This is a genomic window from Lentzea sp. NPDC042327 (assembly GCF_040647275.1).
Lineage (GTDB): Bacteria > Actinomycetota > Actinomycetes > Mycobacteriales > Pseudonocardiaceae > Lentzea.
The window spans coordinates 197,368-220,079 of record NZ_JBEZBX010000003.1 but is presented as its reverse complement, the minus strand read 5'-3'; the positions used below and the strand labels follow the sequence as shown (position 1 = coordinate 220,079).

Below are 22,712 nucleotides of genomic sequence, written 5' to 3'. Positions count from 1 at the left end.
CGTGGCCGGTCGAGGCGGGGCCGGTCGAGGCGGGGCCGGTCGAGGCGGGGCCGGTCGAGGCGGGGCCGGTCGAGGCGGGGCCGGTCGAGGCGGGGCCGCTCCGCTGGCCCGCTCGGCTGGCCCGCTCGGCTGGCCCGCTCGGCTGGCCCGCTCGGCTGGCCCGCTCGGCTGGCCCGCTCGGCTGGCCAGCGGCCGCCTAGCGGTGCCCAGTCGGCAGCGCAGCGGCAACCCGGCAGCTGCCCTGCGGCCGTCCGAAATTGTCAGACCCCTCTGCCAAGCTCAGCGACGTGGACCTCAAGACCTTCTGGCAGCTGATCGCCGACGCCCGCGCCGACGTGCCCGACCCGTCCGACTGCTGCGCCGTGGTCGCCGCCGCCAAGACCCGCCTGGCCGCACTCCCGCCCGCCGAGATCGTGTCGGCGCAGCAGGCGCTGTGGGACGTGATGGCCTTGTCGTACCGGAACCCCCTGTGGGCCGCGGCCTACGTGATCAACGGCGGCTGCTCCGACGACGGCTTCGACTACTTCCGCGGCTGGCTGCTCACCCAGGGCGAGGACGTCTACCACGCCGCCGCCACCTCCCCGGAGACCCTGGCCGACCTGCCCGCCGTGGTCACGGCCGCCGGGTCGGGCGACGAGTTCGAGTGCGAGGGCGCCCTGAGCATCGCCTGGGACGCCCACCTCACCGCCACCGGCATGCGCCTGCCGCAGGACGCGTTCACGATCCGCTACCCGGAGCTCGACCCGGACTGGTCGTTCGACTTCGACGACGAGGCCGAGATCGCCCGCCGCCTGCCCCGCCTGGCGGCCCTCTACGGCTACTGACGACTGCTGAGCTCGCTGCGGGGTGCAGCGCCGACGATCAGGCGCCCGCGCGGACACCACGAGGTGCACGACCTCGGCGCGCGCAGGCTCGGCGCGCGCGGGCTCGGCCCGCGCGGGCATGGCGGCTGGCTTGCCGGGACGGTCAAACTCGGACCCGGTCGGCTGGCCTCAACACCCCGGCTGGGCGGTCCACGAAGCGCGACTGGTTCGGCTTCGACGGCCCGCCACGGCACCAACCCGGCCCACCACGGCACCACCCGGCTCGGCGGCCCGCCGCGTACCACGGCTTCGAGCAGCCCGCCGCAGCGTGCCGCACGCCGTCGGTCTTGGCGGGCGCAGCAGCGCCGCCGAGGCTCAGGTGGACTGCGTCCTGCCGCCGATGCCGCACGCGGTCGTGTGCGGCCTCGACGGCGGACCGTTCAGCGGCGGCGGCGGGAGGTCAGGTAGTCGCTGACCACCGCGGCGCCCAGGCCGTCCTCGTCGGCGGACACCACGCGGCCGCCGCCGCGGCGGGCCACGATGTCCACGAAGGCGGCCAGGCGGGGGTCGTCGCCCAGTTTGAAGACCGAGATCGTGGCGCCCAGGCGGGCCAGGGAGTCGACCTCGTTCAGGGTTTTCGTGAGGGTGCGGGGCAGGGGCGGGTAGTTGAACTCCGCGTCGCCCTCGGGTTCGAGGTGGGCGGTGGGTTCGCCGTCGGTCACCACCAGGACCACCGGCTGGGCGTCGGGGTGGCAGCGGACGTGGCGGCCCGCGAGCAGCAGGGCGTGGTGCAGGTTGGTGCCCTGTTCCCACACGCCTTCCAGCGCCGTGAGCTGGCCGATGTCGACGGCCTCCGCGTAGCGGCCGAACGTGACCAGTTGCAGGGCGTCCGTGCGGAAGCGGGTCTGGATCAGGTGGTGCAGGGCCAGTGCCGTGCGCTTCATCGGCACCCAGCGGCCGTCCTGCACCATCGACCAGGACGTGTCCACGCACAACGCGACCGCGGCACGGGAGCGGTGCTCGGTCTCAGCGACCTCCAGGTCCACCACGTCCAGCTTCATGGAGCCGGAGCGCAGCACGGAGTTGCGCAGCGTGCGCGGCACGTCCCACGGTTCGGTGTCGCCGAACTGCCACGGGCGGGTCGAGCCGATCAGCTCGCCCGCGGCGCCGGCGGACACCGTCTCGCGGGAGCCCTGGGAGGAGCGCAACTGGTCGACGACGCCGCGCAGGGCGGTCTCGCCGAGGCGGCGCAGCGCCTTCGGGGTGAGCCGCAGGGAGCCGTCCGGGGCGCGTTCGAGGATGTTCTGCTGACGCAGGGCCTTCTCCAGCTCGGCGAGCCGGCGGGCGTCGACGGAGGCCTCGGGGCCCAGCTGGCGTTCCAGCGCCTCCAGGTCGATGTCCTCCAGGCGGGCGCCGGGGTAGGACTGGGCCAGCTGCTCGGCCAGCGCGTCCAGCTCGGCCAGGTCCGCCATCGCCTGCGCGCCCTCGCCGAGGCCGAGCGGGTCCTGGCCGCGGAACCGGGCGGAGGACGTCCAGTCCTCACCGGGGCGCAGGCGTTGCAGCAGCGAGTCCAGGGTGGACAGCTGCGAGCCGATGCCGCCGAAGGCCTGCTGGGACAACGCGGACAGCTCGGCGCGCTGCTCGTCGGTCATCGAGTTCATCATGCGCTGCGCGGCGGCGGACCGGGCGGCCAGCGCGTCGACCAGCTCGTCGACGGTGCGCGGGTTCTCCGGGAAGAAGTCGCCGTGCTTGCGCATGAACTCGTCGAACAGCCGCGGCGTGTCCGGTGAGCTCGCGGCGTGCGCGGTCAGCAGCTCGTTCAGGTCGCGCAACATGCGCTGGATGCGGCGCACGTCCTCGGAGTCGACGTTGGACAGCGCCTCCTTCATGCCGCGGAAGCGCTGGTCCAGCAGCTCGCGGCCGAGCAGGTCGCGGATCTGCTCGAACGCCTCGCGCGCCTCCTGGGAGTGCCAGTCGTAGTTCGACAGCTCCTGCACGGCCGCGGCGGTGCCCTGCGGCAGCGCGTCGAGCTGGGCCTCGCGGAACCGGGCGTCGTCGGACGGGTCGGGGAACAACGCCCGCCGCTCCGCCTCCAGCGCCTCGTCCAGCAGCCGCCGGACCTCCTGCAGCGTGCCGTCCAGCCGGTGCCGGCGCTGGATCGACGACCGCCGCTGCCACAGCCGCGACGTCATGTCGTCCAGGCCGTGGGTGCCGTCGACGCCGCGCCGCAGCAGCTCGCGCAGGGCGGCGTTGGGCGAGGCGCCCTCCATGATCTCGCGGCCGAGCTCGTCCACGGCCGCGCGCAGGTCCACGGGCGGCGCCAGCGGGTCCGCGCCGCCGCCCCAGCGTCCGTAGCGGTACCTCATCCGTACACCGAACGGTCGTCGTCGGAGGACGTGTCCTTGGACAGGTGCCGCGTCAGGTAGAGCGACTCGAGCGCCAGCTCCACGGCCGAGGCGATGCGGCCGGGCGGGTCCTTCGGGCCGGCGCCCAGCCGGGCGGCCACCTCGTGCAGCACCGGCAGCTCGGGCAGCGCCGCCAGCAGGTCGCCGGCGTGCACGCGGTCGCCGGTGGCCACCGGGTGCCCGTCGGACACGGCCTCGGCCAGCGTCCGCAGGTTCAGCCCGGCCAGCCGGGCCCGCGCGGTGTCGGCGATCGAGCGGCGCAGCAGGTGGACCAGGACCTCGTCCTCCCGGCCCTCCTCCCCCGCCTCGAACTCCAGCTTGCCGCGCAGCACGTCCGGCACCGACTCCAGGTCGATCGGCCGGGCGATGGCCGGGGTCTCGCCGATCAGCGCGGACCGGCGCAGCGCGGAGGCCGCGACGGTCTCCGCCGCCGCGATGGCGAACCGCGCCGACACGCCGGAGCGCTGGTCGATCGACGACGACTCGCGCAGGTGCCGCACGAACCGGGCGATGATCTCCAGCAGGTGGTCTCCCACCTCGGCGACCAGCTCGGCCTCCTGGCGGACCATGTCGACCTCGGCGTCGACCTCCAGCGGGTAGTGCGTGCGCACCTCGGCGCCGAAGCGGTCCTTCAGCGGCGTGATGATGCGGCCGCGGTTGGTGTAGTCCTCCGGGTTCGCGGTGGCCACGAGCAGCACGTCCAGCGGCAGCCGCAGCGTGTAGCCGCGGACCTGGATGTCGCGCTCCTCCATGACGTTCAGCAGCGCGACCTGGATGCGTTCGGCCAGGTCGGGCAGCTCGTTGATGGCGATGATGCCGCGGTGGGCGCGCGGCAGCAGGCCGTAGTAGATCGTCTCCGGGTCGCCGAGCGACCGGCCCTCGGCCACCTTCACCGGGTCGACGTCGCCGACCAGGTCGCCGACCGAGGTGTCCGGCGTGGCGAGCTTCTCCGCGTACCGCTCGTCGCGGTGCCGCCACACCACCGGCAGGTCGTCACCGAGCTCGGCGGCCCGGCGGCGCGACTCCGGCGTGATCGGGTCGAGCGGGTGCTCGCCCAGCTCGGAGCCCTCGATCACGGGCGTCCACTCGTCCAGCAGCGACACGATCGTGCGCAGCAGGCGGGTCTTGCCCTGGCCGCGCTCGCCGAGCAGGACGACGTCGTGCCCGGCGAGCAGCGCCCGCTCCAGCTGCGGGAGCACCGTGCGGTCGAACCCGACGATGCCGGGCCACGGGTTGCGCCCCTCGCGCAGGGCGGCGAGCAGGTTCTCGCGGATCTCGGTCTTGACGCCGCGCGGCCGGTGCCCGGCGGCGCGCAGCTCGCCCGCCGTGCGGGCCTGGTTCTGGGTCACCCCGATGACGCTACGCAGCCCCACCGACAATTTCGACGTGGAGCGACTCCAGCCCCCTGCCGCACCGCCGCCTCCACGGCGTTGCGGGGGATGCGCGCCGGCGCCGGGTCGTGCGCCAGGGCTCCGTTGGAGCACAAGGAACCGCGCTGAACACCCATCCCTCGTCCGGCTTCGGCAGGACCACCAGCTCGGCCCCGTGACCGGGGTGCGGTAAGCCCTGGGCGAACGCGACGGCCCGCAGGACGGTCCTGCGCGCGACTCCGCTGTTTTCCGAATCCTCCGGGTCCACGGCGCCGTCGTGCAGGAGAATGCGGGGCGCTATGAGCAACTGTGTCGATTTCAAGTGGGCCCCGTCCCCCGCCGACTGGCGGGCGAGCCTGCGCACGATGGTGCCGATGTTCCGGTGGGCGCCGTGGTTCGCGGTCGCGCTCGGCGGCTTCTCGCTGGTCCTGCTGTTCTTCTACGACGGGCTGGTGCCGGCCGCGGTCTTCGGCCTGGTGTGCGCGCTGGTGATCGGGTTCATGGAGCCGGTCGCGGTGTGGTGGCGGTTCTCGTCGGACGAGATGATCAGCAGGACCGTGGTGGGCAGCGCCGACGACCAGTCGTTCCGGATGGCCGTGGGCACCGCCGTGCGCGAGGAGCTCGACTGGGCGGAGCTGCCCGGCTGGACCGAGACGCGGCAGGGGTTCGTGCTGGAGACGCTCGACGAGGGGTCGGCGTCGCTGTCGGTGCCGCACCGGGCGTTCGCGTCCACGCAGGACGCCCAGTCGTTCCGCGACCTGCTCGAACAGCACATCGGACCCGCGAACTAGCCGAACCCGATCCGAGACCGGCTGCAGCGGACGGCGCCGGGCCACGTAATCTCGTCGCGTGTCCTGTGCAAGTGCCACGCTGGTCGTGTGGACGTCGGGATGGCTGCACGGTCTGGCCGCCGCCGACGACGTCCTCGACGCCCTGCACACGTGGGCCGAGCAGCACGAGGTGGTGGCCGACGACGACGGCACCGCCACGGCGCTCGACCTTCCCGGTCCCGACGAGGCTCCCGTGGGCCCCGCCCTGCTGCTGGCCTCCCTGCGGCGCGCGGGTGCGACCTCGGCGCGGCTCGTGCTGCCGGTGCCCGGTGACGTGCGCGGCCTGGGCGGCAAGGGGCCCCTCGCGATGTGCGCGCTGCGTTCCGGTGAGGCGCTCGTGATCCCGTCCGTGCACGTCGGGCTGGTGCCGAAGATCGTCGCGGACGGCGTGATGCGCTGGACGGTGTTCGACCTGCCCTCCTCGACAGGCCTGGAGCACATCCCGATCGGCGAGGCCGAGCAGGGGCTGGGCACGGCGCTGCGCGAGGCGACGGCGGCGCTGGCCGCGCTGGACGTCGCGAAGCACCGGCCGAACGTGCGCGAGGAGATCGCGGACCTGTCCGCCGCGAACTCCGCGCTGCCGTGGCCGGACGCGATGCCGCCGCGCTCGTTGCGGGTGCTGCAACGGGCCGCCGAAGTCGACGCGATCGTGTCGGTGGCCCGCTCGGACTCACCCGGTGGCGCGGTGTCGGCGTCGGCGATGACCGCGCGGACCGAGGCGTTGCGGCCGGTGTCCGAAGCGGTGCGGCGCGCGCGGTGCGCTGCCGTGGACGAAGCGGTGCGCGTGCTGGCCGACTCGGGCGCCGGGCGGCACTGACCCCGTTCCCCGTGCCTGCCCCCGCCACCGGTGCGAGGATGCGACGGGGGCGATGCGGGTGGACGCGGCACGGCGAGTGGTGATCATCGCGTACAACGACGCGCAGATCCTCGACGTGGCGTGCCCGAGCGGCACGTTCGAGATCGCGAACGGCCACGGGGCCGCGCCGCCGTACCGGATCGAGCTGGCCACGGTGACGGGGCGGGACGTGCGCAGCTCGTCGGGGATCGCGCTGACCGGCGCACGGCGGCTGGCCTCGGTGACCGGGCGGATCGACACGATGCTGGTCGTCGGCGGGCACGGGACCCGCGACGCGATGGCCGACGACGGGATGCTGACGCAGGTGCGGCGCCTCGCACGGCACAGCCGGCGGGTCGCGTCGGTGTGCACCGGCGCGTTCGTGCTGGCCGCGGCCGGGCTGCTGGACGGCAGGAAGGTGACCACGCACTGGGCGTACGGCGACATCCTGGTCGAGCACTTCCCGCAGGTCACGGTGGACCTGGCACCGCTCTACGTCCAGGACGGCAACGTCTACACCTCCGCCGGGGTCACCAGCGCGCTGGACCTGACGCTCGCGCTGGTCGAGGACGACAACGGCCCCACCGTCGCCCGCCGGGTCGCCCGCGAGCTGGTGACCTACCTCCAGCGCCCGGCCGACCAGGCTCAGCTCAGCATGTTCCTCGCCGCGCCCCCGCCGGGCGACCGGCTGGTGCGCGACCTGCTCGGACACATCGCCGCGCACCCCGGCGAGGACCTGAGCCCGGCCGCGCTCGCGGCACGGGCCCAGATCAGCACACGGCACCTCACCAGGCTGTTCGCCACCCACGTCGGCACCACCCCCGCCCGCGCGGTGCGGGCCGCCCGCACTGAGGCCGCCGCCCACCTGGTGCGGGGCAGCGACCTGTCGCTGGCCGCGGTCGCGCGCCGGTGCGGGTTCGGGTCGGCGGAGGTGCTGCGGCAGGCGTTCCTCGACCACTACGGGATGACCGGGGACAGGATTCGCAGGATCGCGGACATGCCCGGCCCGCTCGACCGTGGTTCTCCCCAGACTCCTGGGCACGGAACCACGTGAGATCGAGGGGGAACACCATGTTCGACAGGAAAGCGGCGGCCGTGCTCGGGATGGCGCTGATCAGCCTGCTGGGGACGACGGTGGCGAGCGTCCCGGCGTCGGCGGCGCCGTGCCGCAAACCGGTGAGCTCCGTGTCGGTGCACGGTCGCACGATCCACCTGTGGGTGTGCGACAACGGCTGGCACGGTCAGATCACCGGTGGGGCCACGGGTGACCCGGTCTGGCTGGACAGCGCCCGCAACACGGTGACGGGCTACCGGACCATCCCGTCCGGCGCCACGTCGGTGAACACCGGCACGGTCGGGCAGTACGGCGGACCGTGGCGGGCCTGCGGGCGCGCGTTCAACCGCCCGGAGATCGTCTGCACCGCACGCAACTGAACCGGGTCTCCGGCCGGTCCGAGGAGGGCCGGCCGGAGACCGGCACTACTGGGCCTTGACGGGCCTTTTTGCCGGCTCGCAGCACAACGGCGCGCACGGGGCACCGTTCACCGTGCAGCCGGCTGAGGTGAACGACGACAGCTTGCGCACGGGAGCACCGGAGGTGTGCTCGGCCACCAGCTCCACGACGAGCTCGGCGAAGCGAGGGTCGGCGTTCGGGGTCGCCGCGCGGGCGAACTCCACGCCGAGCTCGGCGGCGCGGTCACGGGCCTCGGTGTCGAGGTCCCACACCACTTCGAGGTGGTCGGACACGAACCCGATCGGGCACACCACGACGCCGGTGACGCCCTTGGCGTGCAACGCGTCGATGTGGTCGACGATGTCGGGCTCCAGCCACGGGATCTGCGGCGGGCCGGACCGCGACTGCCACACCACGTCGTACTCGGTGACGCCCAGCTCGGCCGCGACCAGCCGGGACGCCTCGACGACCTGGCGGGAGTAGCGGTAGCCGCCCTCGGACGGCGGACCGGCGGCCTTGTCCGCGGACACCGGCACCGAGTGCGCGGTGAAGACGAGCCGGTACGGGCCGGTCAGCGACTCGGCGGCCGCGCGGACGCCGTCGGCGAAGGCGGAGATGAAGAGCGGGTGGTCGAAGAACTGGCGCAGCTTCACCAGTTCGGGGCCGTCCGGCACGGCCGCCAGTGCCCGCACGATGTCCTCGTCGTACTGGCGGCACGCGGAGTAGCCGCCGTACGCGCTCGTCGGGAACACCAGCGCACGCTGGACGCCGTCGGCCTTCATCTGCGCGACGGTGTCCTCGACCATCGGGTGCCAGTTGCGGTTGCCGAAGTAGATCGGCAGCTCGAAACCGGTGGCGCGCACGGCGTCGATCGCGTCGAGGTTCAGGCGGTTGATCGGTGACACGCCGCCGAAGTGCTGGTAGTGGGCCTCGACCTCGTCCAGCCGCTCCGGCGGCACGCCACGTCCGCGCACCACGTTCTCCAGGAAGGGACGGACGTCCTCAGGACCTTCCGGTCCGCCGAAGGAAAGCCAGAGCAGCGCATCGAAACTCACCGCTCCATCCAATCAGACGCCCGAACCCCCCACACGACGAGCAGCTGTGACGTCAGAGGCCGAGGAAGTGCACGCCGCCGTCGACGAACACCATCGAGCCCGTGGTGGCCGGGAACCAGTCGGACAGCAGGCCGCAGACCGACTTCGCGACGGGCGTCGGGTCGTCGACGTCCCACGACAGCGGCGCCTTCTCGCCCCACATCTTCTCCAGCTCGCCGAAGCCCGGGATGGACTTCGCGGCCATGGTGCGGACCGGGCCGGCGGAGATCAGGTTCACGCGGATGCCGTCCGGGCCGAGGTCGCGCGCCATGTAGCGGTTGATCGACTCGAACGCCGCCTTCGCCGCACCCATCCAGTTGTAGGCGGGCCACGCCTGGCGGGCGTCGAAGTCGAGGCCGACGACCGACGAGCCGTGCGACAGCATCGGGCGCACGGCCTGCACCAGCGCCTTGTAGGAGTACGCCGAAACGTGCATCGCGACGGAGACGTCCTCCCACGGCGCGTCCATGAACGGCGCGCCGAGGCAGCTCTGCGGGGCGAACCCGATGGCGTGCACGACGCCGTCGAGGCCGTCGACGTGCTCACCGACGCGCTCGGCCAGCGTGTCGAGGTGCTCCTGGTTCTGCACGTCCAGCTCCACGACGGGCGCGGGCTTGGGCAGGCGCTGGGCGATGCGCTGCACGAGGCTCATCCGGCCGAACCCGGTCAGCACGACCTCGGCGCCCTGCTCCTGGGCGACGCGTGCGACGTGGAAGGCGATCGACGCGTCGGTGATCACACCGGTGATCAGCAGTCGCTTGCCTTCGAGCAGTCCGGTCACTTGATCCAACCCTTTCGCAGAAAGAAGAGAACGAAGAACGTCAGTGGCCCATGCCGAGGCCGCCGTCGACCGGCAGCACGGCACCGTTGATGTAGCCGGACTCGTTCGCGGCGAGGAACGTCACCGCGCGGGCGATCTCGTCGACGGCGCCGTAGCGACCGGCCGGGATCTGCTTGAGCGCCGCCTCGCGCACCGCCTCGGGCAGCTCGGCGGTCATGTCGGTGGTGATGAAGCCGGGGGCGATGACGTTCGCGGTGATGTTGCGCGAACCGAGCTCCAGCGCGATCGAGCGCGCCATGCCCACCATGCCCGCCTTGGACGCGGCGTAGTTGACCTGGCCCGCGCCGCCGGTGAGGCCCACGACCGACGAGATGAAGACGATGCGGCCGAACTTCTTGCGCAGCATGCCGCGCGAGGCGCGCTGGGCGAAGCGGAACGCGCCGGTGAGGTTGGCGTCGACGACGCTGGTGAACTGCTCCTCGCTCATGCGCAGCAACAGCGTGTCCTGGGTGATGCCGGCGTTGCAGACGAGCACCTCGACCGGACCGTGGGCGGCCTCGACCTCGGAGAACGCCGCGTCGATCTCCTCGGCGTTGGTCACGTCGCACTTCACGCCGAGCAGACCCTCGGGTGCGCCGGAGCCGCGGTGCGTGACGGCGACCTTGTCGCCCTGCGCCGCGAACGCCTGCGCGATGGCGAGGCCGATGCCGCGATTGCCCCCGGTGACCAGAACGGACCGACTCACTAGCTCTCCCTGCAATCGCCGCTGGTTGACCGGCTGAGGTTATCGGCTACCCGCAGGTAGCCCGGCATCGGCGGTTGAACCTCACACCACGGCGGGGCCGATCGGGGGCATGATCAGGTGATGCGGGCCTTCCTCGACCAACTGCGCCGCCACGTCGAGGGCGACGTGCTCGACGACCCGGCGAGCCGCGCCCTGTACTCGGCCGACGCGTCGAACTACCGCCACGTGCCGCGGGTGGTGGTCCGTCCACGGACGACGGACGCCGTGGTCGCGGCCGTCGGGATCGCCGCGGAGCACCGCGTCCCGATCACCAGCCGCGGCGCGGGGACCTCGGTCGCGGGCAACGCCTGCGGTACCGGCCTGGTGATCGACTTCAGCCGCTACCTGAACGCCTTCGAGATCTCCGGCGACCGGGCGTTCGCGCAGCCGGGCGCGGTGCTCGACAAGATCAACGCGAGCGCCGGCGACCACCTGTTCGGCCCCGACCCGTCCACGCACTCGCGCTGCACGATCGGCGGGATGATCGGCAACAACGCCTGCGGCGCGCATTCGGTGAAGTGGGGCAAGACCAGCGAGAACGTCCTGGACCTCGACGTGCTGACCGTCGACGGCCGCCGGTTCCGCACCACGGACCCGCCCGCGCTCGCGCTGCCGTCGCACGACCCGGCGTGGTTCCCGCAGCTCAGCCGCCGGGTCAGCGGGTACGCGCTGGACGCGCCGACGCTCACCGGCCAGCTCGTCGGCACGGAGGGCACCTGCGTGGTGCTGCTCGGTGCGGAACTGAAGCTGGTGCGCCGCCCGGAGCGCCGGGTCCTCGTCGTGCTCGGCTTCGCGGACACCTACGAGGCCGCCGACCAGGTCACGCAGATCGAGGACGCGCTCGCGGTCGAGGGCCTGAACGAGGCGCTGGTGAACAGCGTCCGCACCCGCCCCGACCTGCCGGAAGGCCGCAGCTGGCTGTTCGTCGAGGTCGAGGACCACCCCGAACGGGTCGCCGCGCTCACGAGGAGCTCGATGGTCGTCCACGACCCGGCGCACCAGCGGGCGCTGTGGCGCATCCGCGAGGACGGCGCCGGTCTCGCCACCCGCATGGCCGACGGCAGCGAGGCCTGGTCGGGCTGGGAGGACTCGGCCGTCCCGCCGGAACGCCTCGGCGCCTACCTGCGCGACCTCGACGCGCTGCTGACCGGGTACGGGCGGCGCGGCACCACCTACGGCCACTACGGCGAGGGCTGCATCCACGTCCGCATCGACTTCGACCTGGCCCGCGGCTACCGCGAGTTCCTCCAGGACGCCGCGGACCTGGTCGTGAGCCACGGCGGCAGCCTGTCCGGCGAGCACGGCGACGGCCAGGCCCGCTCCGAGCTGCTCTCCCGCATGTACCCGCCGGCGGCGATCCGGGCGTTCCGGGAGTTCAAGCACGCCTTCGACCCCGGCAACCTGCTCAACCCCGGCCGGATCGTGGAGCCGCTGAAGCTCGACGACGACCTGCGCGTCCTCGTCGCTCCCCCGCGCATCCCGACGCGCGCGGAGTTCGCGAGCGACACCCGCCGCTGCGTCGGCGTGGGCAAGTGCCTGAACACCAAGGGCGGCGTGATGTGCCCGAGCTACCGCGTCACCAAGGAGGAGAAGCACTCCACGCGCGGCCGCGCGCACCTGCTGTTCGAGATGCTCAACGGTGACGTGGTCAAGGGCGGCTGGCGGTCGCCGGAGGTGGCCGAGGCGCTGGACCTCTGCCTGGGCTGCAAGGGCTGCAAGCGCGACTGCCCGGTCGACGTGGACATGGCGAGCTACAAGGCGGAGTTCCTGCACGAGCACTACAGGGGCCGCCCGCGCCCGCGGTCGCACTACGCGATGGGCTGGTTGCCGACGTGGCTGCGGTACGGGCTGGTCAACCGGTTCACGGCGCGGTTCGGCCGGTTCGCGGGCCTCACCCCGGAGCGCGAGCTGCCCACGCCCACCACTCCCCTGCTGCGCAGGCTGCGCCCGTTCGGCGAGGGCGAGCCGGTGCTGCTGTTCCCCGACACGTTCACGAACTTCTTCGAGCCGGACATCGGCATCGACGCCGCGAACGTGCTGGCGCACCTGGGGAACCGGGTCGAGCTGCCGCCCTCGACCGTCTGCTGTGGACTGACCTGGCACTCGACCGGTCAGCTGCCGAAGGCCCGCAGGGTCGTCGAACGCACGGCACGCGCGCTGCACCCGTGGACGAGCCGCGGCGTCCCGGTGATCGGCCTGGAACCGAGCTGCACGGCGTTCCTCAAGGCCGAAGCCCCGAAGCTCTCGGACGCTGAGGAGGTGCGCGCGCTCGCCGACGCCACCCGCACGTTCGCCGAGCACGTCGCACCGGCGCTGCCCGACCTGCCCGGCGACCGCGAGGCGGTCGTGCAGACCCACTGCCACCAGTACGCGGAGCTGGGTTTCGGACCGGACCGCGCGGCGATGGAGAAGGCCGGGCTGCGACCCCGGGTCGTGGAGGGCTGCTGCGGCCTGGCCGGCAACTTCGGCTTCGAGCAGGGCCACTACGACGTGTCGATCGCCTGCGCCGAACAGGACCTGCTGCCCGCGCTGCGCGCGAACGAGGACGCGCTGGTGCTCGCGGACGGCTTCAGCTGCCGCACCCAGATCCGGCACACGACCGACCGCGAGCCGGTCCACCTCGCCACCGCGCTCGCGACCCGGCTGGGGCTCCGAGCGCGTCTCCACGGTCACTGAAAAGCATCGACATGCCCGCGAAACGGCCATCCCGGGCGATACTGCTCCCATGCGGGTGCTGTTGGTCGAGGACGACGACGGTGTCGCCGACGCCCTGGTGGAGGCACTGCGGGCGAACGGCCACCGGCCTGCCCGCGTGCGCAGGGGGTCCGACGCGCTGATCGCGCACCGCGACGCGGACGTGGTGCTGCTCGACCTCGGCCTGCCCGACCAGGACGGCCTGGAGGTGCTGCGCAAGCTCCGCAGGATCGACCCGGTGCCGGTGCTGGTGCTGACCGCGCGCGGGGACGAGCGGACCGTGGTGCGCGGGTTGCGGCTGGGCGCGGACGACTACCTGGTCAAGCCGGTGCGGCTGGCCGAGCTGCTGGCCCGCATCGACGCGGTGGCGCGGCGCAGTGCGGCGCGGTCGCAGGAGCAGGGCGACCTGGTGCGGGTGTCCGATGTGGAGATCGACCTGCAGAGCCGCCAGGTCGTGGTCGGCGGGCGGGAGATCTCGTTGACCACCAAGGAGTTCGACGTGCTGGCGGTGCTCGCGCGGCGGCCGGGCACGGCGGTGAGCCGCCAGCAGCTGATGGACGAGGTGTGGGGCAACGCGTTCGTGGCGGTGTCGCGGACGCTGGACGTGCACCTCACGCAGCTGCGCGCCAAGCTCGACCGGCCGGGGCTGCTGCACACCATCCGCGGTTTCGGCTACCGGCTCGGTGAGTAGATGCGGCAACGGCTGCTGGTGGTGCTGCTGCTGTTCTCGCTGTCGGCGGTGACCGCGTTCGCCGTGCCGCTGCTGATGAGCACGGCCAGCGAGCGCACCCAGCGGTTCGTGATCGGCCGGACCGCCGACCTGGACCGGTTCGCGACCCTGCCGAACGACCTGGTGGTCGCGGAGGCGTTGCGCTACACCGAGGTCTACGGCGAGGAGGTCGTGGTCGTCGACGCCGCCGGGCGGCCGCTCGTCGAGTCCGGCATGGCGGTGGCCGACGTGTCCAGCCAGATCGACGCCGCGCTGCGCAACCAGCCGGCCGCGCCGGTGCGGACGGTGCTGCCCTGGAACGGCGGTGACGTGCTGTTCGCGCGACCGGTCGGCACCGGCACGAAGGTGGCGGGCGCGGTGGTGGTGCGCGCGTCCACCAGGGTGGCAGCGGCGGATGTCGCGCAGCGGTGGGCGCTGGTGCTCGCGGGGGCGTTGCTGGCGGCCTGCGCGTGCGTGTTGCTGGCGCTGGTCGTGGCGCGGTGGCTGCTGCGGCCGTTGAAGGAGCTCGACCGGGGTGTGCGGGCGGTCGCGGAGGGGCAGCGGCGCGCGCACGTCGCCGACACCGCGGGCCCGGCCGAGCTGCGGGCGTTGTCGGAGTCGTTCAACCGGATGTCCGACGCGGTGGCCGAGGCCGCCGACCAGCAGCGCCGGCTCATCGCGGACGCCTCGCACCAGCTGCGCAACCCGATGGCGGCGCTGCGGCTGCGGGTGGACATGCTGCCGGACAACGGTTCCCTGCTCACCGAGGTCGAGCGGCTGGAGTCGTTGCTGGACGGCCTGCTCGCGCTCGCGTCGGCCGAGAGCACCGCCACCGAACGGGCGGCGGGCGGGGTCGAGCCCGAGCTGGCCGACCTGCGAGCCGTGGCGCACGACCGGGTCGACGCGTGGCGGGCGGCGGCCGGGGCGGCGGGCGTGACGATCACCGTGGACGACCGCGCGCCGGGCCTGGTGCGGTGTGCCGTCTCGGACCTGGCGCAGGTGCTGGACGTGCTGCTGGACAACGCCATCAGGTACGGCGGCACCGAGGTGGCCGTGGTGTGCGACCGCGCGACTCTCACCGTGCGCGACAACGGTCCCGGTCTGTCCGAGGAGGACATCGAGCACGCGACCGAGCGGTTCTGGCGTGGTGGCGGCCCGCAGCGCGGCACCGGCCTCGGCCTGGCCATCGCCGAGCGCATCGTGACCGCCCACGGCGGGGAGCTGCGGCTGCACACCGACGGTGGCCTGGTCGCGACCGTGGAGCTGCCGAAGGAGCCGCTGCTGTGAAGCGCCGGACCCTCCTGCTGGGCGCGCTGGCCCTCACCGCGTGCGGGACGAGCGAACCCAGCGGCACCATCCGCGTCGCGGGCGGCGAGCCCGGCGGGTTCTACAACGACTTCGCCGCCCTGCTGTCCCGCCTCGCCACCGGCTCGCTGACGATCACGCCGATCGAGACCGGCGGCAGCGCCGACAACCTGCGGCACCTGCGCGAGGGCACCGCCGACCTCGCGCTGACCCTGAGCGACAGCGCCCACCTGGAGCCCGGCCTGGTCGCGGTGGGCCGCGTCTACGAGAACTACCTCCAGCTCGTCGTGCTCGCCGACTCGCCGTACCGCAGCGCGGCCGACCTCGCCGGCCGGCCCGTGTCGCTGGGCGCCGCCGGGTCCGGCGCGGCGCTGCAGGGCGAACGGCTCGCGCTGGGCGTGCGGGAGGAGCACTACCCGCTGCGCAACGCCGTGGACGCGCTGAAGGCGGGCGAGATCGCGGCGCTGCTGTGGTCGGGCGGCGTGCCGACCCCGGAGCTCGACCGTGCGGAGGGGATCAGGCTGCTGCCGCTCGACGGGTTCCTGCCCCGGCTGCGGCAGAACCACGGCAAGGTCTACGAACGCGTGGACGTGCGCACCGGCGTCTACGACTCCCCCGTCGACATCCCGACGATCGGCACGCCGAACCTGCTGGTGTGCCGGCCCGACCTCGGCGCCGACCTCGCGGGGGCGGTGGTGCGGCTGCTGGTCGCGAACGCGGCGCGGCTGGTGCCGCAGCAGGCGCTCGGCACCCAGTACCTCGACGTGCGCAGTCTCATCGACACGGGCACGGTGCCGCTGCACGCCGGTGCCGCTGCGGAGTACCGGAGGATTCACGGATGATCATCACGATGGCGTCGGTCTCGCTGGACGGCTTCATGGAGGGACCCGGCCACGACATCAGCTGGCACCGGGTCGACGAGGAGCTGCACGGGCACTTCAACACCGAGCTGGCGCGGATGAGCCGGTTCATCGACGGCCGCCGCAACCACGAGACGATGCTCGCGGCGTGGCCGCACACCGGCGAGCACCCCGAGTGGCCGCCGTCGATGCACGAGTTCGGCCGGATCTGGCGGGAGATGCCCAAGATCGTGTACTCGCGGACGCTCGACACCACCGCGTGGAACACCGTGGTGCGGCGGGAGGTCGACCCGGACGAGATCAGGGCGCTGCCCGGGGACAGCATGGTGGGCGGCGCGCAGCTCGTGGGGACGTTCTTCGAGCACGACCTGGTCGACGAGGTCCGCCTGTACGTCAACCCGGTCGCGCTCGGCGCGGGCACGCCGTTCTTCACACGGCCGAAGACCCTGGCGCTCAAGAGCACCAGGGCCTTCGGGAACGGTGTGGTGGAGCTGGTCTACGGCCGGGGCTAGGGCAGTCTCTGGCCCAGCAGCAACGCCGCGGCGGCCGCGACCATCGCCGTCAGCGTGCCGAGCACCAGCCACGGCTTGGACGCGTCCGCCTGCTTCTTCTCGTAGCCGATCTGCTCGCCGAGCGTGTCGTACACCCGGCGCAGCTCCTCGGCGGAGGCGGCCTTGAAGAACTCGCCGCCGGAGATCTTCGCGATCTCCTTCATCGAGTCGTCGTCGACCGGCACGGCCTGCTGGCGGCCCTCGATGTCGACCACGCCGTCCTCGGTGCCGAACGAGATCGTGGAGATCGGGATACCGGCCTTCTTCGCGTCATCCGCCGCGTCGAACGCCTTGCGGGTGCCGACCGTCTCCTTGCCGTCCGTCATCAGCACGATGCGGGCCGGAGGGGGCCCCTCGGCGCCTCCGACGACCTTGCCGAACGAGTCGATGGACGCCATCGCGGCGACCAGCGCGTCACCGGTCGCGGTCGACTGGGCGAGCTTGAGCCCGTCGATCGACTGCGACACCGCCGCGCGGTCGGTGGTGGGCGCGACCAGCACCGTCGCCGAGCCCGCGAACGAGATCAGGCCCAGGTTGATGCCCGGCGTGAGGCCTTCGGCGAACGACTTGGCGGCCACCTGCGCGGCCTCCAGCCGGGACGGCTTCACGTCGGTGGCCTTCATCGACAGCGACACGTCGACCACGAGCATCACGGTCGCCCGGTTGCGCGGGACCCGCTGCTCCGACGTCGGCCCGGCCAGCGCGACGGTCAGCAGCGCGAGCGCCGCGAGCAGGAACGCCGCCGGGACGTGCCGCGACCAGCGTTCCCGCTTGGGCGCGACCTTCTCCAGCAGCTCCAGGTTCGTGAACCGCAGCACGCGCTTGCGGCGCATGCGCTGGGCGAGCACGTACCCGGCCGCGAGCACACCGACGGCGACGAGCAGCAGGAACCACCACGGGGCGACGAAGTTCGAAAAGCTCATGCGACACCCCCAGACCAACGGCGCTTGCGCGCCACCACGAAGCGGACCGTGTCCGCGATCCAGTCGGAGTCGGTCCGCAGCACCAGGTGCCCGGCGCCCGCGCGGCGCAGCCCGGCGGCGACCTCGGCCCGGTGCTCGGCGGCCGCGGCGTTGAACTCCTTGCGCAGCAACGCCGACGCGGTCACCTCGCGCTGCCGGCCGGTCTCCGGGTCGGACAGCACGACGGTGCCGACCTCGGGCAGGTCGACGTCGCGCGGGTCGACGACCTCGATGGCCACCAGCTCGTGCCGTGCCGACAGCGCGCGCAGCGGCCGTTGCCACTCCATGCCGCCGAGGAAGTCGGAGATCACCACGATCAGCCCGCGCCGGCGCGGCGGGCGGCGCAGCTGCTCCAGCAACGCCGCCAGGTCGCCGCGGGTGCCCTCGCTCGCGCGCGGCGTCTCGGCGATCTTGCGGATCATGCCGCGGGCGTGCGCCAGGCCACCGCGCGCCGGGATGCGCACGTTCTCCGCACCCGTCGAGATCGCGGCACCGATCCGGTTGCCACCACCGCGGGTCAGGTGCGCCACGGCGGCGGTCGCGGCAATCGCCAGGTCGCGCTTCTCGCAGGCCGCGGTGCCGAAGTCGAGCGACGGCGACAGGTCGACCGCCACCCACGTCTCCAGCTCGCGGTCGGCGACCGTCTCGCGGATGTGCGGCACGGTGGTGCGGGCGGTGACCGCCCAGTCCATCCGGCGCACGTCGTCACCGGGCTGGTAGGTCCGCGCCTCGCCCGGCTCGGTGCCCGGTCCCGGCACGAGACCGAGGTGGTTGCCCTGCAGCAGGCCGTCCAGGCGGCGCCGCACGTCGAGCTCCAGCATGCGCAGCGCGGCCTCCATGCGGCCGCCGTGCAGGACCGGGGGCGCCCACGAGGGGCGCTCGGCGGTGGCCTTGTCCTTGCTCACGGCCTACCAGCCGGAACCGGCTGCTGCGGGCGCGCGGACACCTGCGGCAGCGGCACGATCTGCAGCACGCGGGTGATGATGTGGTCGATCGGCACGCCGTCGGCCAGCGCGTCGTAGGACAGCACGAGGCGGTGGCGCAGCACGTCCGGCACGACGTCCACGACGTCCTGCGGCAGCACGTAGTCACGGCCGCGCACGAGCGCGAGACCGCGGGCGGCGGCGATGATGCCCAGTGACGCACGCGGCGAGGCACCGTAGGCGACCCAGCCCGCGACGTCGGTCAGGCCGTGCTCGGCCGGTGCGCGGGTCGCGATCACCAGGCGCACCACGTAGTCGACCAGTGCGTGGTGGACGAAGACGCGCGACGCCACGCCCTGCAGGCGCACCAGCTCCTCCGGCGAGAGGACCTGGTTCGGCGTGGGCGCCTCGACACCCATGCGGTAGACGATCTCGCGCTCTTCCTCGGCCGTGGGGTACTCGACCTGGATCTTGAACAGGAACCGGTCGCGCTGCGCCTCCGGCAGCGGGTACACGCCCTCGTTCTCGATCGGGTTCTGCGTCGCCAGCACCAGGAACGGGTTCGGCATCGGGAAGGTCTTGCCGCCGATGGACACGTGCCGCTCGGCCATGACCTCCAGCATCGCCGACTGGACCTTGGCCGGCGCGCGGTTGATCTCGTCGGCCAGCACGAAGTTGGCGACCACGGGGCCGAGCTCGACGTCGAACGCCTCGCTGGACTGGCGGTAGATGCGGGTGCCGAGGATGTCGGCGGGCACCAGGTCGGGCGTGAACTGCACGCGGCTGAACGAGCCGCCGACCACGCGCGCGAACGTCTCGACGGCGAGCGTCTTCGCGACACCCGGCACACCTTCGAGCAGCAGGTGGCCCTTGGCCAGCAGACCCACGAGCATCCGCTCGACGAGCCGGTCCTGGCCGACGATGACCCGCTTCACCTCGAACACGGTGCGTTCGAGCAGCTGGGCGTCACGAGCCGGGGTGACGGGCGCCGGTGCGTTCGGCGTTGCCTCGGCGGCGGGCTCGGTCACGGTGCGGGCCTCCATGTGGAACAGGGTTTTCCGATCGTGAGCAGTCTCGCTCACGGGCTGTTCATTGGGTGTGAAGGGTGTCCAGGTCATCGGGTGTGTCGACGTCACGCGCCTCACCGGGCAAAGCGGACACTTCCACCGGCGCGAGCTTGCGCAACGTCCGGCGCAACGGCTGGTCGCGCGGGTCCTCCGGCAGGACTTCGCGCAGCTCGGCGGCGTTCCAGAAGCCGATCAGCCACTGCACGCGGTCGTCGGCGAGCACGGCGTTGCCGCCCGCCGCGCGCAGCCTGGCGATCGTGCCGGCGGTGAGGCCGGGCTGGTCGACGGCGAGCACGGCGACCCACTCCTCGGTCACGTGCGCGAGACCGGCGGCGAGCCCGGCCAGCGGCCCTCCGCCGGGTGGGTCCTCCCGGGCCCAGACGACGCCGGGCCGGTCTTTCTCCGGCCCCACAACGACGACCCGCGTCGCGTCGTCCACAACGGACAGCACGTGGTCGAGCAGTGTGGCGTCCCGGTAGGACAGCGCGGCCTTGTCGACGCCGCCGAGCCGTTCGCCCGTGCCGCCGGTGAGGACGATCGCCGCGTACGTCACGCGCGCCTCGCGATGTGCGCGGCGACGCCGTCCAGGAACAACCGCAGGCCGAAGTCGAAGTCGGCCCCGATGTCGTCGCCGTGGGCCACGTCGAACGCGCCGGCCTCGATGACCTCGGTGAGCGCGGGCATGGTGCGCGGGTCGACCACCGCGCGCAGCGCCTGCCCGTACTGGTCGGGGTTGCTCTGGAAGCCCTGGGACGGGGTGGTGGTCAGCCGCGCCTCGCCCTGCACGAACGTCGACAGGCCCATCACGACGCCGACCTTCTCCCCCGGCTCCAGCGGCGTGCCCCCGAGGGCGGTGAGCGCGCTGTCGAGCCAGGCGAGGTTCCCCGGGCCGACCGGCGGGCCGCTGATCGGAATCCGCAGGAACCACGGGCGCCTGCGGATCGCCCGGAGCAGCGCCCGTGCCCAGACCCCGAGCCTGTCGCGCCACTCGCCGTCGGGCAGCGGCGGCGGGTCCTCCATCGCCGCGTCCCACATCAGCGCGAGCAGCTCGTCCTTGCTCTTCACGTGGCGGTAGAGCGCCATCGTCGCGTTGCCCATCTCCTGCGCGACCCGCGCCATGGACACGGCGGCCAGCCCCTCGGCGTCCGCGATCGCGATGGCGGCTCGCGTGATGTCGGCGGCGTCGATGGTCGGCTTCCGCCCCCTCTTCATGCCCCTAGTCAAACAGATGCGTACGCCATACGCTCATTCAGGTTTTGCCGCACAGCGGCCGCGGTGTCGCGAACGGCTCGCGCCGAGGCCGATCCGGTTCACGATGAGGTCACCCGGTCGCCACGTCACCCCCGCCACTGTGCCAGCCTTGGCACCCGTGGAACTGTTCACGCTCGACGAGGCCCGTGCCGAGCTCACCCGCCTGCTGCCGGTGCTCGACGAGATCGTCCGGCTGCGCGCCGACGCGGCCGAGCTCGCGTCCGGCACCACGTCCCTGGGCGGTCTGCCGGAGTTCAAGGCGGCGCAGGCCCGGCTCGACGAGCTGATGGAGTCCGTGCAGCAGACCGGCGCCGAACTGAAGGGCTTCGCGCCGCTGCTGGTCGACTTCCCCTCGCAGCTCGACGGCGTGCCGGTGCTGCTGTGCTGGCTGGAGGGCGACCGGACGCTCGACTGGTACCACCGCGCCGACCTCGGGTTCGCCGGCCGCCGCCGACTCTGACCCCCTGCTGACCAAGGCATCTGCACGGGGGCTGCGTGGTGACCGGATCGGTCCGCAGTGCGGCCGGGTCGTGCCTGGTTCGGCCGTGGCGGTCCGACGAGGCTGGTGGCATGAAGCGCGCATTGATCGTCATCGACGTCCAGGAGTCGTTCCGCCGGCGTCCCAGCTGGGCCGAGGTGTCCAACCCCGGCGTCGTGGGCCAGGTGAACCGGCTGGTCGACCTCGCCCGCGACTCCGGCGACCTGGTGGTGTGGGTGCTGCACTCCGAACCGGGCAGCGGTGACGTGTTCGACCCGGCGCTCGGGCACGTGCGGCTGATGGACGGGCTGACACCGCTCGACGACGAGCCGCTGCTGACCAAGACCTCGCACAACGCGTTCACCACGACCAACCTGCAGCAGACGCTGACCGCGCGGGGTGTGCGGGAGCTGCTGGTCAGCGGCATCCGCACCGAGCAGTGCTGCGAGACGACCACGCGGGTCGGCTCGGACCTCGGGTTCGACATGACGTTCGTGACGGACGCGACCGCGACCATGCCGTTGCCGCACTGGCGCACCGGGGCGGTGCTCGGCGTGCAGGAGGTCATCGAGCGCACCGAGTACGTCCTGGCGGGCCGGTTCGCGCGGATCTCGGACGTCGCTACGCTGACCGGATCGTGACCAGAGTCGTCTTCCTGCTCGTACCGGGAGTGCACCTGCTCGACCTCGCGGGGCCGGCGCAGGTGTTCTCCAGCGCGGCCGACTTCGGTGCCGGCTACGCACTGTCGTACGTCGGCGACTCGGTGTCGGTGCCGAGTCATCAGGGCGTGCCGCTGGGGGCGTCGACCGAGCTGCCCCCGCTGGGGGCGGACGACCTCCTGGTCGTGCCGGGATGGCGGTCGTCGACGTTGGTGGGCACCGGAGCGTTGAGTGCGCGCGCTCTGGCGTGGGTGCGCGCGCACCACGACAGCGGCGGCATGGTGGCGAGTGTGTGTGCCGGAGCCGATGCGCTCGGCCGTGCCGGACTGCTCGACGGCCGTCGTTGCACCACCCACCACGAACTGCAGGACGAGCTCGAACGCCGCTACCCCGCCGCACGGGTCGTGCGCGACGTTCTGTACGTGGAGGACAGTCGGGTCGTGACGTCGGCCGGCATCGCGAGCGGCATCGACCTCGCGCTGCACCTTGTCGCCGTGCGCAACGGTCCTTCCGTGGCCGCCGCCGTCGCACGCACGATGGTGGTTTACGCGCGCAGGAACGGCGACGACCACCAGGCGAGCGTGCTGCTGCGGTACCGATCCCACGTCAACGAGACCGTGCACCGCATCCAGGACGTCATCGAGACGCGTCTCGCCGATCGCCTTTCGTTGGCAGAACTGGCATTGCTGGCCGGATGCAGCGAACGGACGGTCACGCGCCTGTTCGGCCGCGCGACCGGCATGACCCCGTTGAAGTATCAACAGGCGTTGCGCGTCGAACGCGCCGAACACCTCATCGGCAAGGGCGCCACCGTGGAGGTCGCCGCGCGTTCGGTCGGCTTCGAGGACGCCCGGATGTTGCGCCGCCTGCGTTCGCGCTGAGCCGCACGCGTGCGCCC

At 72.8% G+C, this 22,712-nt stretch carries 23 protein-coding genes and 1 pseudogene; 14 read left to right on the top strand and 10 right to left on the bottom strand.

Annotated elements, in window-relative coordinates:
* Together AB0A63_RS08850 and AB0A63_RS08845 are read left to right on the top strand one after the other, a co-directional pair.
* A pseudogene (locus AB0A63_RS08850) lies at positions 1-200 on the top strand (hypothetical protein); the annotation flags it as partial.
* A gap of 87 nt (positions 201-287) precedes the next feature.
* Entirely contained in the window at positions 288-824 is a 537-nt protein-coding gene (locus AB0A63_RS08845; protein ID WP_360387228.1) for a DUF4240 domain-containing protein, read from the top strand.
* A 419-nt stretch (positions 825-1,243) separates the two neighbouring features.
* On the opposite strand, the gene AB0A63_RS08840 is transcribed toward AB0A63_RS08845, so the two are convergent.
* Complete coding sequence (locus AB0A63_RS08840; protein ID WP_360387225.1) at positions 1,244-3,169, bottom strand: VWA domain-containing protein; 1,926 nt, start codon at positions 3,167-3,169, stop codon at positions 1,244-1,246.
* A complete protein-coding gene (locus AB0A63_RS08835; RefSeq protein WP_360387222.1) occupies positions 3,166-4,557 on the bottom strand; it encodes a sigma 54-interacting transcriptional regulator in 1,392 nt (463 codons plus the stop codon). Before AB0A63_RS08835 ends, AB0A63_RS08840 begins: the two co-directional genes overlap by 4 nt.
* 320 nt (positions 4,558-4,877) lie before the next feature.
* Here AB0A63_RS08835 and AB0A63_RS08830 point away from each other — a divergent pair, with 320 nt between their 5' ends.
* Genes AB0A63_RS08830 through AB0A63_RS08815 form a run of 4 tightly spaced genes read left to right on the top strand, consistent with a single transcriptional unit; the run spans position 4,878 to position 7,677 of the window.
* Positions 4,878-5,369 carry a YcxB family protein gene (locus tag AB0A63_RS08830; protein WP_360387219.1) on the top strand — a complete coding sequence of 164 codons (492 nt, stop codon included), beginning with the start codon at positions 4,878-4,880 and terminating at the stop codon, positions 5,367-5,369.
* 58 nt (positions 5,370-5,427) lie between these two features.
* Positions 5,428-6,225: a hypothetical protein gene (locus AB0A63_RS08825; RefSeq protein WP_360387216.1), complete on the top strand. Its 798-nt coding sequence runs from the start codon at positions 5,428-5,430 to the stop codon at positions 6,223-6,225.
* Between the two features lie 52 nt (positions 6,226-6,277).
* Positions 6,278-7,297 carry a DJ-1/PfpI family protein gene (locus tag AB0A63_RS08820; RefSeq protein WP_360387213.1) on the top strand — a complete coding sequence of 340 codons (1,020 nt, stop codon included), beginning with the start codon at positions 6,278-6,280 and terminating at the stop codon, positions 7,295-7,297.
* Between the two features lie 17 nt (positions 7,298-7,314).
* Positions 7,315-7,677, top strand: a complete 363-nt coding sequence (locus AB0A63_RS08815; protein WP_360387210.1) for a hypothetical protein — start codon at positions 7,315-7,317, stop codon at positions 7,675-7,677.
* Between the two features lie 45 nt (positions 7,678-7,722).
* On the opposite strand, the gene AB0A63_RS08810 is transcribed toward AB0A63_RS08815, so the two are convergent.
* From AB0A63_RS08810 to AB0A63_RS08800, 3 genes are read right to left on the bottom strand one after another with little or no spacing between them, the layout of a single operon-like run.
* Positions 7,723-8,751, bottom strand: a complete 1,029-nt coding sequence (locus AB0A63_RS08810; protein ID WP_360387207.1) for a ferrochelatase — start codon at positions 8,749-8,751, stop codon at positions 7,723-7,725.
* 52 nt (positions 8,752-8,803) lie between these two features.
* Positions 8,804-9,571 carry an enoyl-ACP reductase FabI gene (gene fabI / locus AB0A63_RS08805; protein ID WP_360387204.1) on the bottom strand — a complete coding sequence of 256 codons (768 nt, stop codon included), beginning with the start codon at positions 9,569-9,571 and terminating at the stop codon, positions 8,804-8,806.
* A gap of 40 nt (positions 9,572-9,611) precedes the next feature.
* A complete protein-coding gene (locus AB0A63_RS08800; RefSeq protein ID WP_360387201.1) occupies positions 9,612-10,316 on the bottom strand; it encodes a beta-ketoacyl-ACP reductase in 705 nt (234 codons plus the stop codon).
* Between the two features lie 120 nt (positions 10,317-10,436).
* Here AB0A63_RS08800 and AB0A63_RS08795 point away from each other — a divergent pair, with 120 nt between their 5' ends.
* The 5 genes from AB0A63_RS08795 to AB0A63_RS08775 are packed head-to-tail and all read left to right on the top strand — an operon-like array spanning position 10,437 to position 16,435.
* Complete coding sequence (locus tag AB0A63_RS08795; protein ID WP_360387198.1) at positions 10,437-13,031, top strand: FAD-binding and (Fe-S)-binding domain-containing protein; 2,595 nt, start codon at positions 10,437-10,439, stop codon at positions 13,029-13,031.
* A 49-nt stretch (positions 13,032-13,080) separates the two neighbouring features.
* Positions 13,081-13,740, top strand: coding sequence for a response regulator transcription factor (locus AB0A63_RS08790; RefSeq protein ID WP_360387195.1), 660 nt, complete (start codon positions 13,081-13,083; stop codon positions 13,738-13,740).
* A complete protein-coding gene (locus AB0A63_RS08785) occupies positions 13,741-15,045 on the top strand; it encodes a HAMP domain-containing sensor histidine kinase (RefSeq protein WP_360387193.1) in 1,305 nt (434 codons plus the stop codon). It begins immediately after the preceding gene.
* Complete coding sequence (locus tag AB0A63_RS08780; protein ID WP_360387191.1) at positions 15,042-15,905, top strand: TAXI family TRAP transporter solute-binding subunit; 864 nt, start codon at positions 15,042-15,044, stop codon at positions 15,903-15,905. The genes AB0A63_RS08785 and AB0A63_RS08780 overlap by 4 nt, the downstream gene beginning before the upstream one ends.
* Positions 15,902-16,435 (top strand): dihydrofolate reductase family protein, encoded by a 534-nt coding sequence (locus AB0A63_RS08775; RefSeq protein WP_360387189.1) that lies wholly within the window; start codon positions 15,902-15,904, stop codon positions 16,433-16,435. The genes AB0A63_RS08780 and AB0A63_RS08775 overlap by 4 nt, the downstream gene beginning before the upstream one ends.
* Here AB0A63_RS08775 and AB0A63_RS08770 read toward each other — a convergent pair.
* The 5 genes from AB0A63_RS08770 to AB0A63_RS08750 form a co-directional block, all read right to left on the bottom strand.
* Positions 16,432-17,397, bottom strand: coding sequence for a VWA domain-containing protein (locus AB0A63_RS08770; RefSeq protein WP_360387186.1), 966 nt, complete (start codon positions 17,395-17,397; stop codon positions 16,432-16,434). The genes AB0A63_RS08775 and AB0A63_RS08770 overlap by 4 nt on opposite strands.
* Positions 17,394-18,341 carry a DUF58 domain-containing protein gene (locus AB0A63_RS08765; protein ID WP_360387184.1) on the bottom strand — a complete coding sequence of 316 codons (948 nt, stop codon included), beginning with the start codon at positions 18,339-18,341 and terminating at the stop codon, positions 17,394-17,396. The genes AB0A63_RS08770 and AB0A63_RS08765 overlap by 4 nt, the downstream gene beginning before the upstream one ends.
* Positions 18,338-19,387, bottom strand: a complete 1,050-nt coding sequence (locus tag AB0A63_RS08760) for a MoxR family ATPase (protein WP_360388351.1) — start codon at positions 19,385-19,387, stop codon at positions 18,338-18,340. Before AB0A63_RS08760 ends, AB0A63_RS08765 begins: the two co-directional genes overlap by 4 nt.
* 61 nt (positions 19,388-19,448) lie before the next feature.
* A complete protein-coding gene (locus AB0A63_RS08755) occupies positions 19,449-19,979 on the bottom strand; it encodes a molybdenum cofactor guanylyltransferase (protein ID WP_360387182.1) in 531 nt (176 codons plus the stop codon).
* The gene (locus AB0A63_RS08750; protein ID WP_360387179.1) at positions 19,976-20,638 is read right to left on the bottom strand and encodes a TetR/AcrR family transcriptional regulator; all 663 of its coding nucleotides are present in this window, start codon (positions 20,636-20,638) and stop codon (positions 19,976-19,978) included. The genes AB0A63_RS08755 and AB0A63_RS08750 overlap by 4 nt, the downstream gene beginning before the upstream one ends.
* Before the next feature lie 157 nt (positions 20,639-20,795).
* Between AB0A63_RS08750 and AB0A63_RS08745 the strand changes: the two genes are divergently transcribed.
* The 3 genes from AB0A63_RS08745 to AB0A63_RS08735 all read left to right on the top strand — a co-directional run bounded on the left by AB0A63_RS08745 (position 20,796) and on the right by AB0A63_RS08735 (position 22,695).
* Complete coding sequence (locus AB0A63_RS08745; RefSeq protein WP_360387176.1) at positions 20,796-21,137, top strand: DUF2203 domain-containing protein; 342 nt, start codon at positions 20,796-20,798, stop codon at positions 21,135-21,137.
* A gap of 110 nt (positions 21,138-21,247) precedes the next feature.
* Positions 21,248-21,796, top strand: a complete 549-nt coding sequence (locus AB0A63_RS08740; RefSeq protein ID WP_360387174.1) for an isochorismatase family protein — start codon at positions 21,248-21,250, stop codon at positions 21,794-21,796.
* Positions 21,793-22,695 (top strand): DJ-1/PfpI family protein, encoded by a 903-nt coding sequence (locus AB0A63_RS08735; protein WP_360387172.1) that lies wholly within the window; start codon positions 21,793-21,795, stop codon positions 22,693-22,695. Before AB0A63_RS08740 ends, AB0A63_RS08735 begins: the two co-directional genes overlap by 4 nt.
* The last annotated feature ends 17 nt before the right edge of the window (positions 22,696-22,712 follow it).

Bases quoted from the DNA above. Each gene is read 5' to 3' on its own strand.
- AB0A63_RS08840 (WP_360387225.1), bottom strand. From the start codon at position 3,169: ATGAGGTACCGCTACGGACGCTGGGGCGGCGGCGCGGACCCGCTGGCG.
- AB0A63_RS08830 (WP_360387219.1), top strand. From the start codon at position 4,878: ATGAGCAACTGTGTCGATTTCAAGTGGGCCCCGTCCCCCGCCGACTGG.
- AB0A63_RS08820 (WP_360387213.1), top strand. From the start codon at position 6,278: ATGCGGGTGGACGCGGCACGGCGAGTGGTGATCATCGCGTACAACGAC.
- AB0A63_RS08815 (WP_360387210.1), top strand. From the start codon at position 7,315: ATGTTCGACAGGAAAGCGGCGGCCGTGCTCGGGATGGCGCTGATCAGC.
- AB0A63_RS08795 (WP_360387198.1), top strand. From the start codon at position 10,437: ATGCGGGCCTTCCTCGACCAACTGCGCCGCCACGTCGAGGGCGACGTG.
- AB0A63_RS08790 (WP_360387195.1), top strand. From the start codon at position 13,081: ATGCGGGTGCTGTTGGTCGAGGACGACGACGGTGTCGCCGACGCCCTG.
- AB0A63_RS08785 (WP_360387193.1), top strand. From the start codon at position 13,741: ATGCGGCAACGGCTGCTGGTGGTGCTGCTGCTGTTCTCGCTGTCGGCG.
- AB0A63_RS08775 (WP_360387189.1), top strand. From the start codon at position 15,902: ATGATCATCACGATGGCGTCGGTCTCGCTGGACGGCTTCATGGAGGGA.
- AB0A63_RS08770 (WP_360387186.1), bottom strand. From the start codon at position 17,397: ATGAGCTTTTCGAACTTCGTCGCCCCGTGGTGGTTCCTGCTGCTCGTC.
- AB0A63_RS08750 (WP_360387179.1), bottom strand. From the start codon at position 20,638: ATGAAGAGGGGGCGGAAGCCGACCATCGACGCCGCCGACATCACGCGA.
- AB0A63_RS08740 (WP_360387174.1), top strand. From the start codon at position 21,248: ATGAAGCGCGCATTGATCGTCATCGACGTCCAGGAGTCGTTCCGCCGG.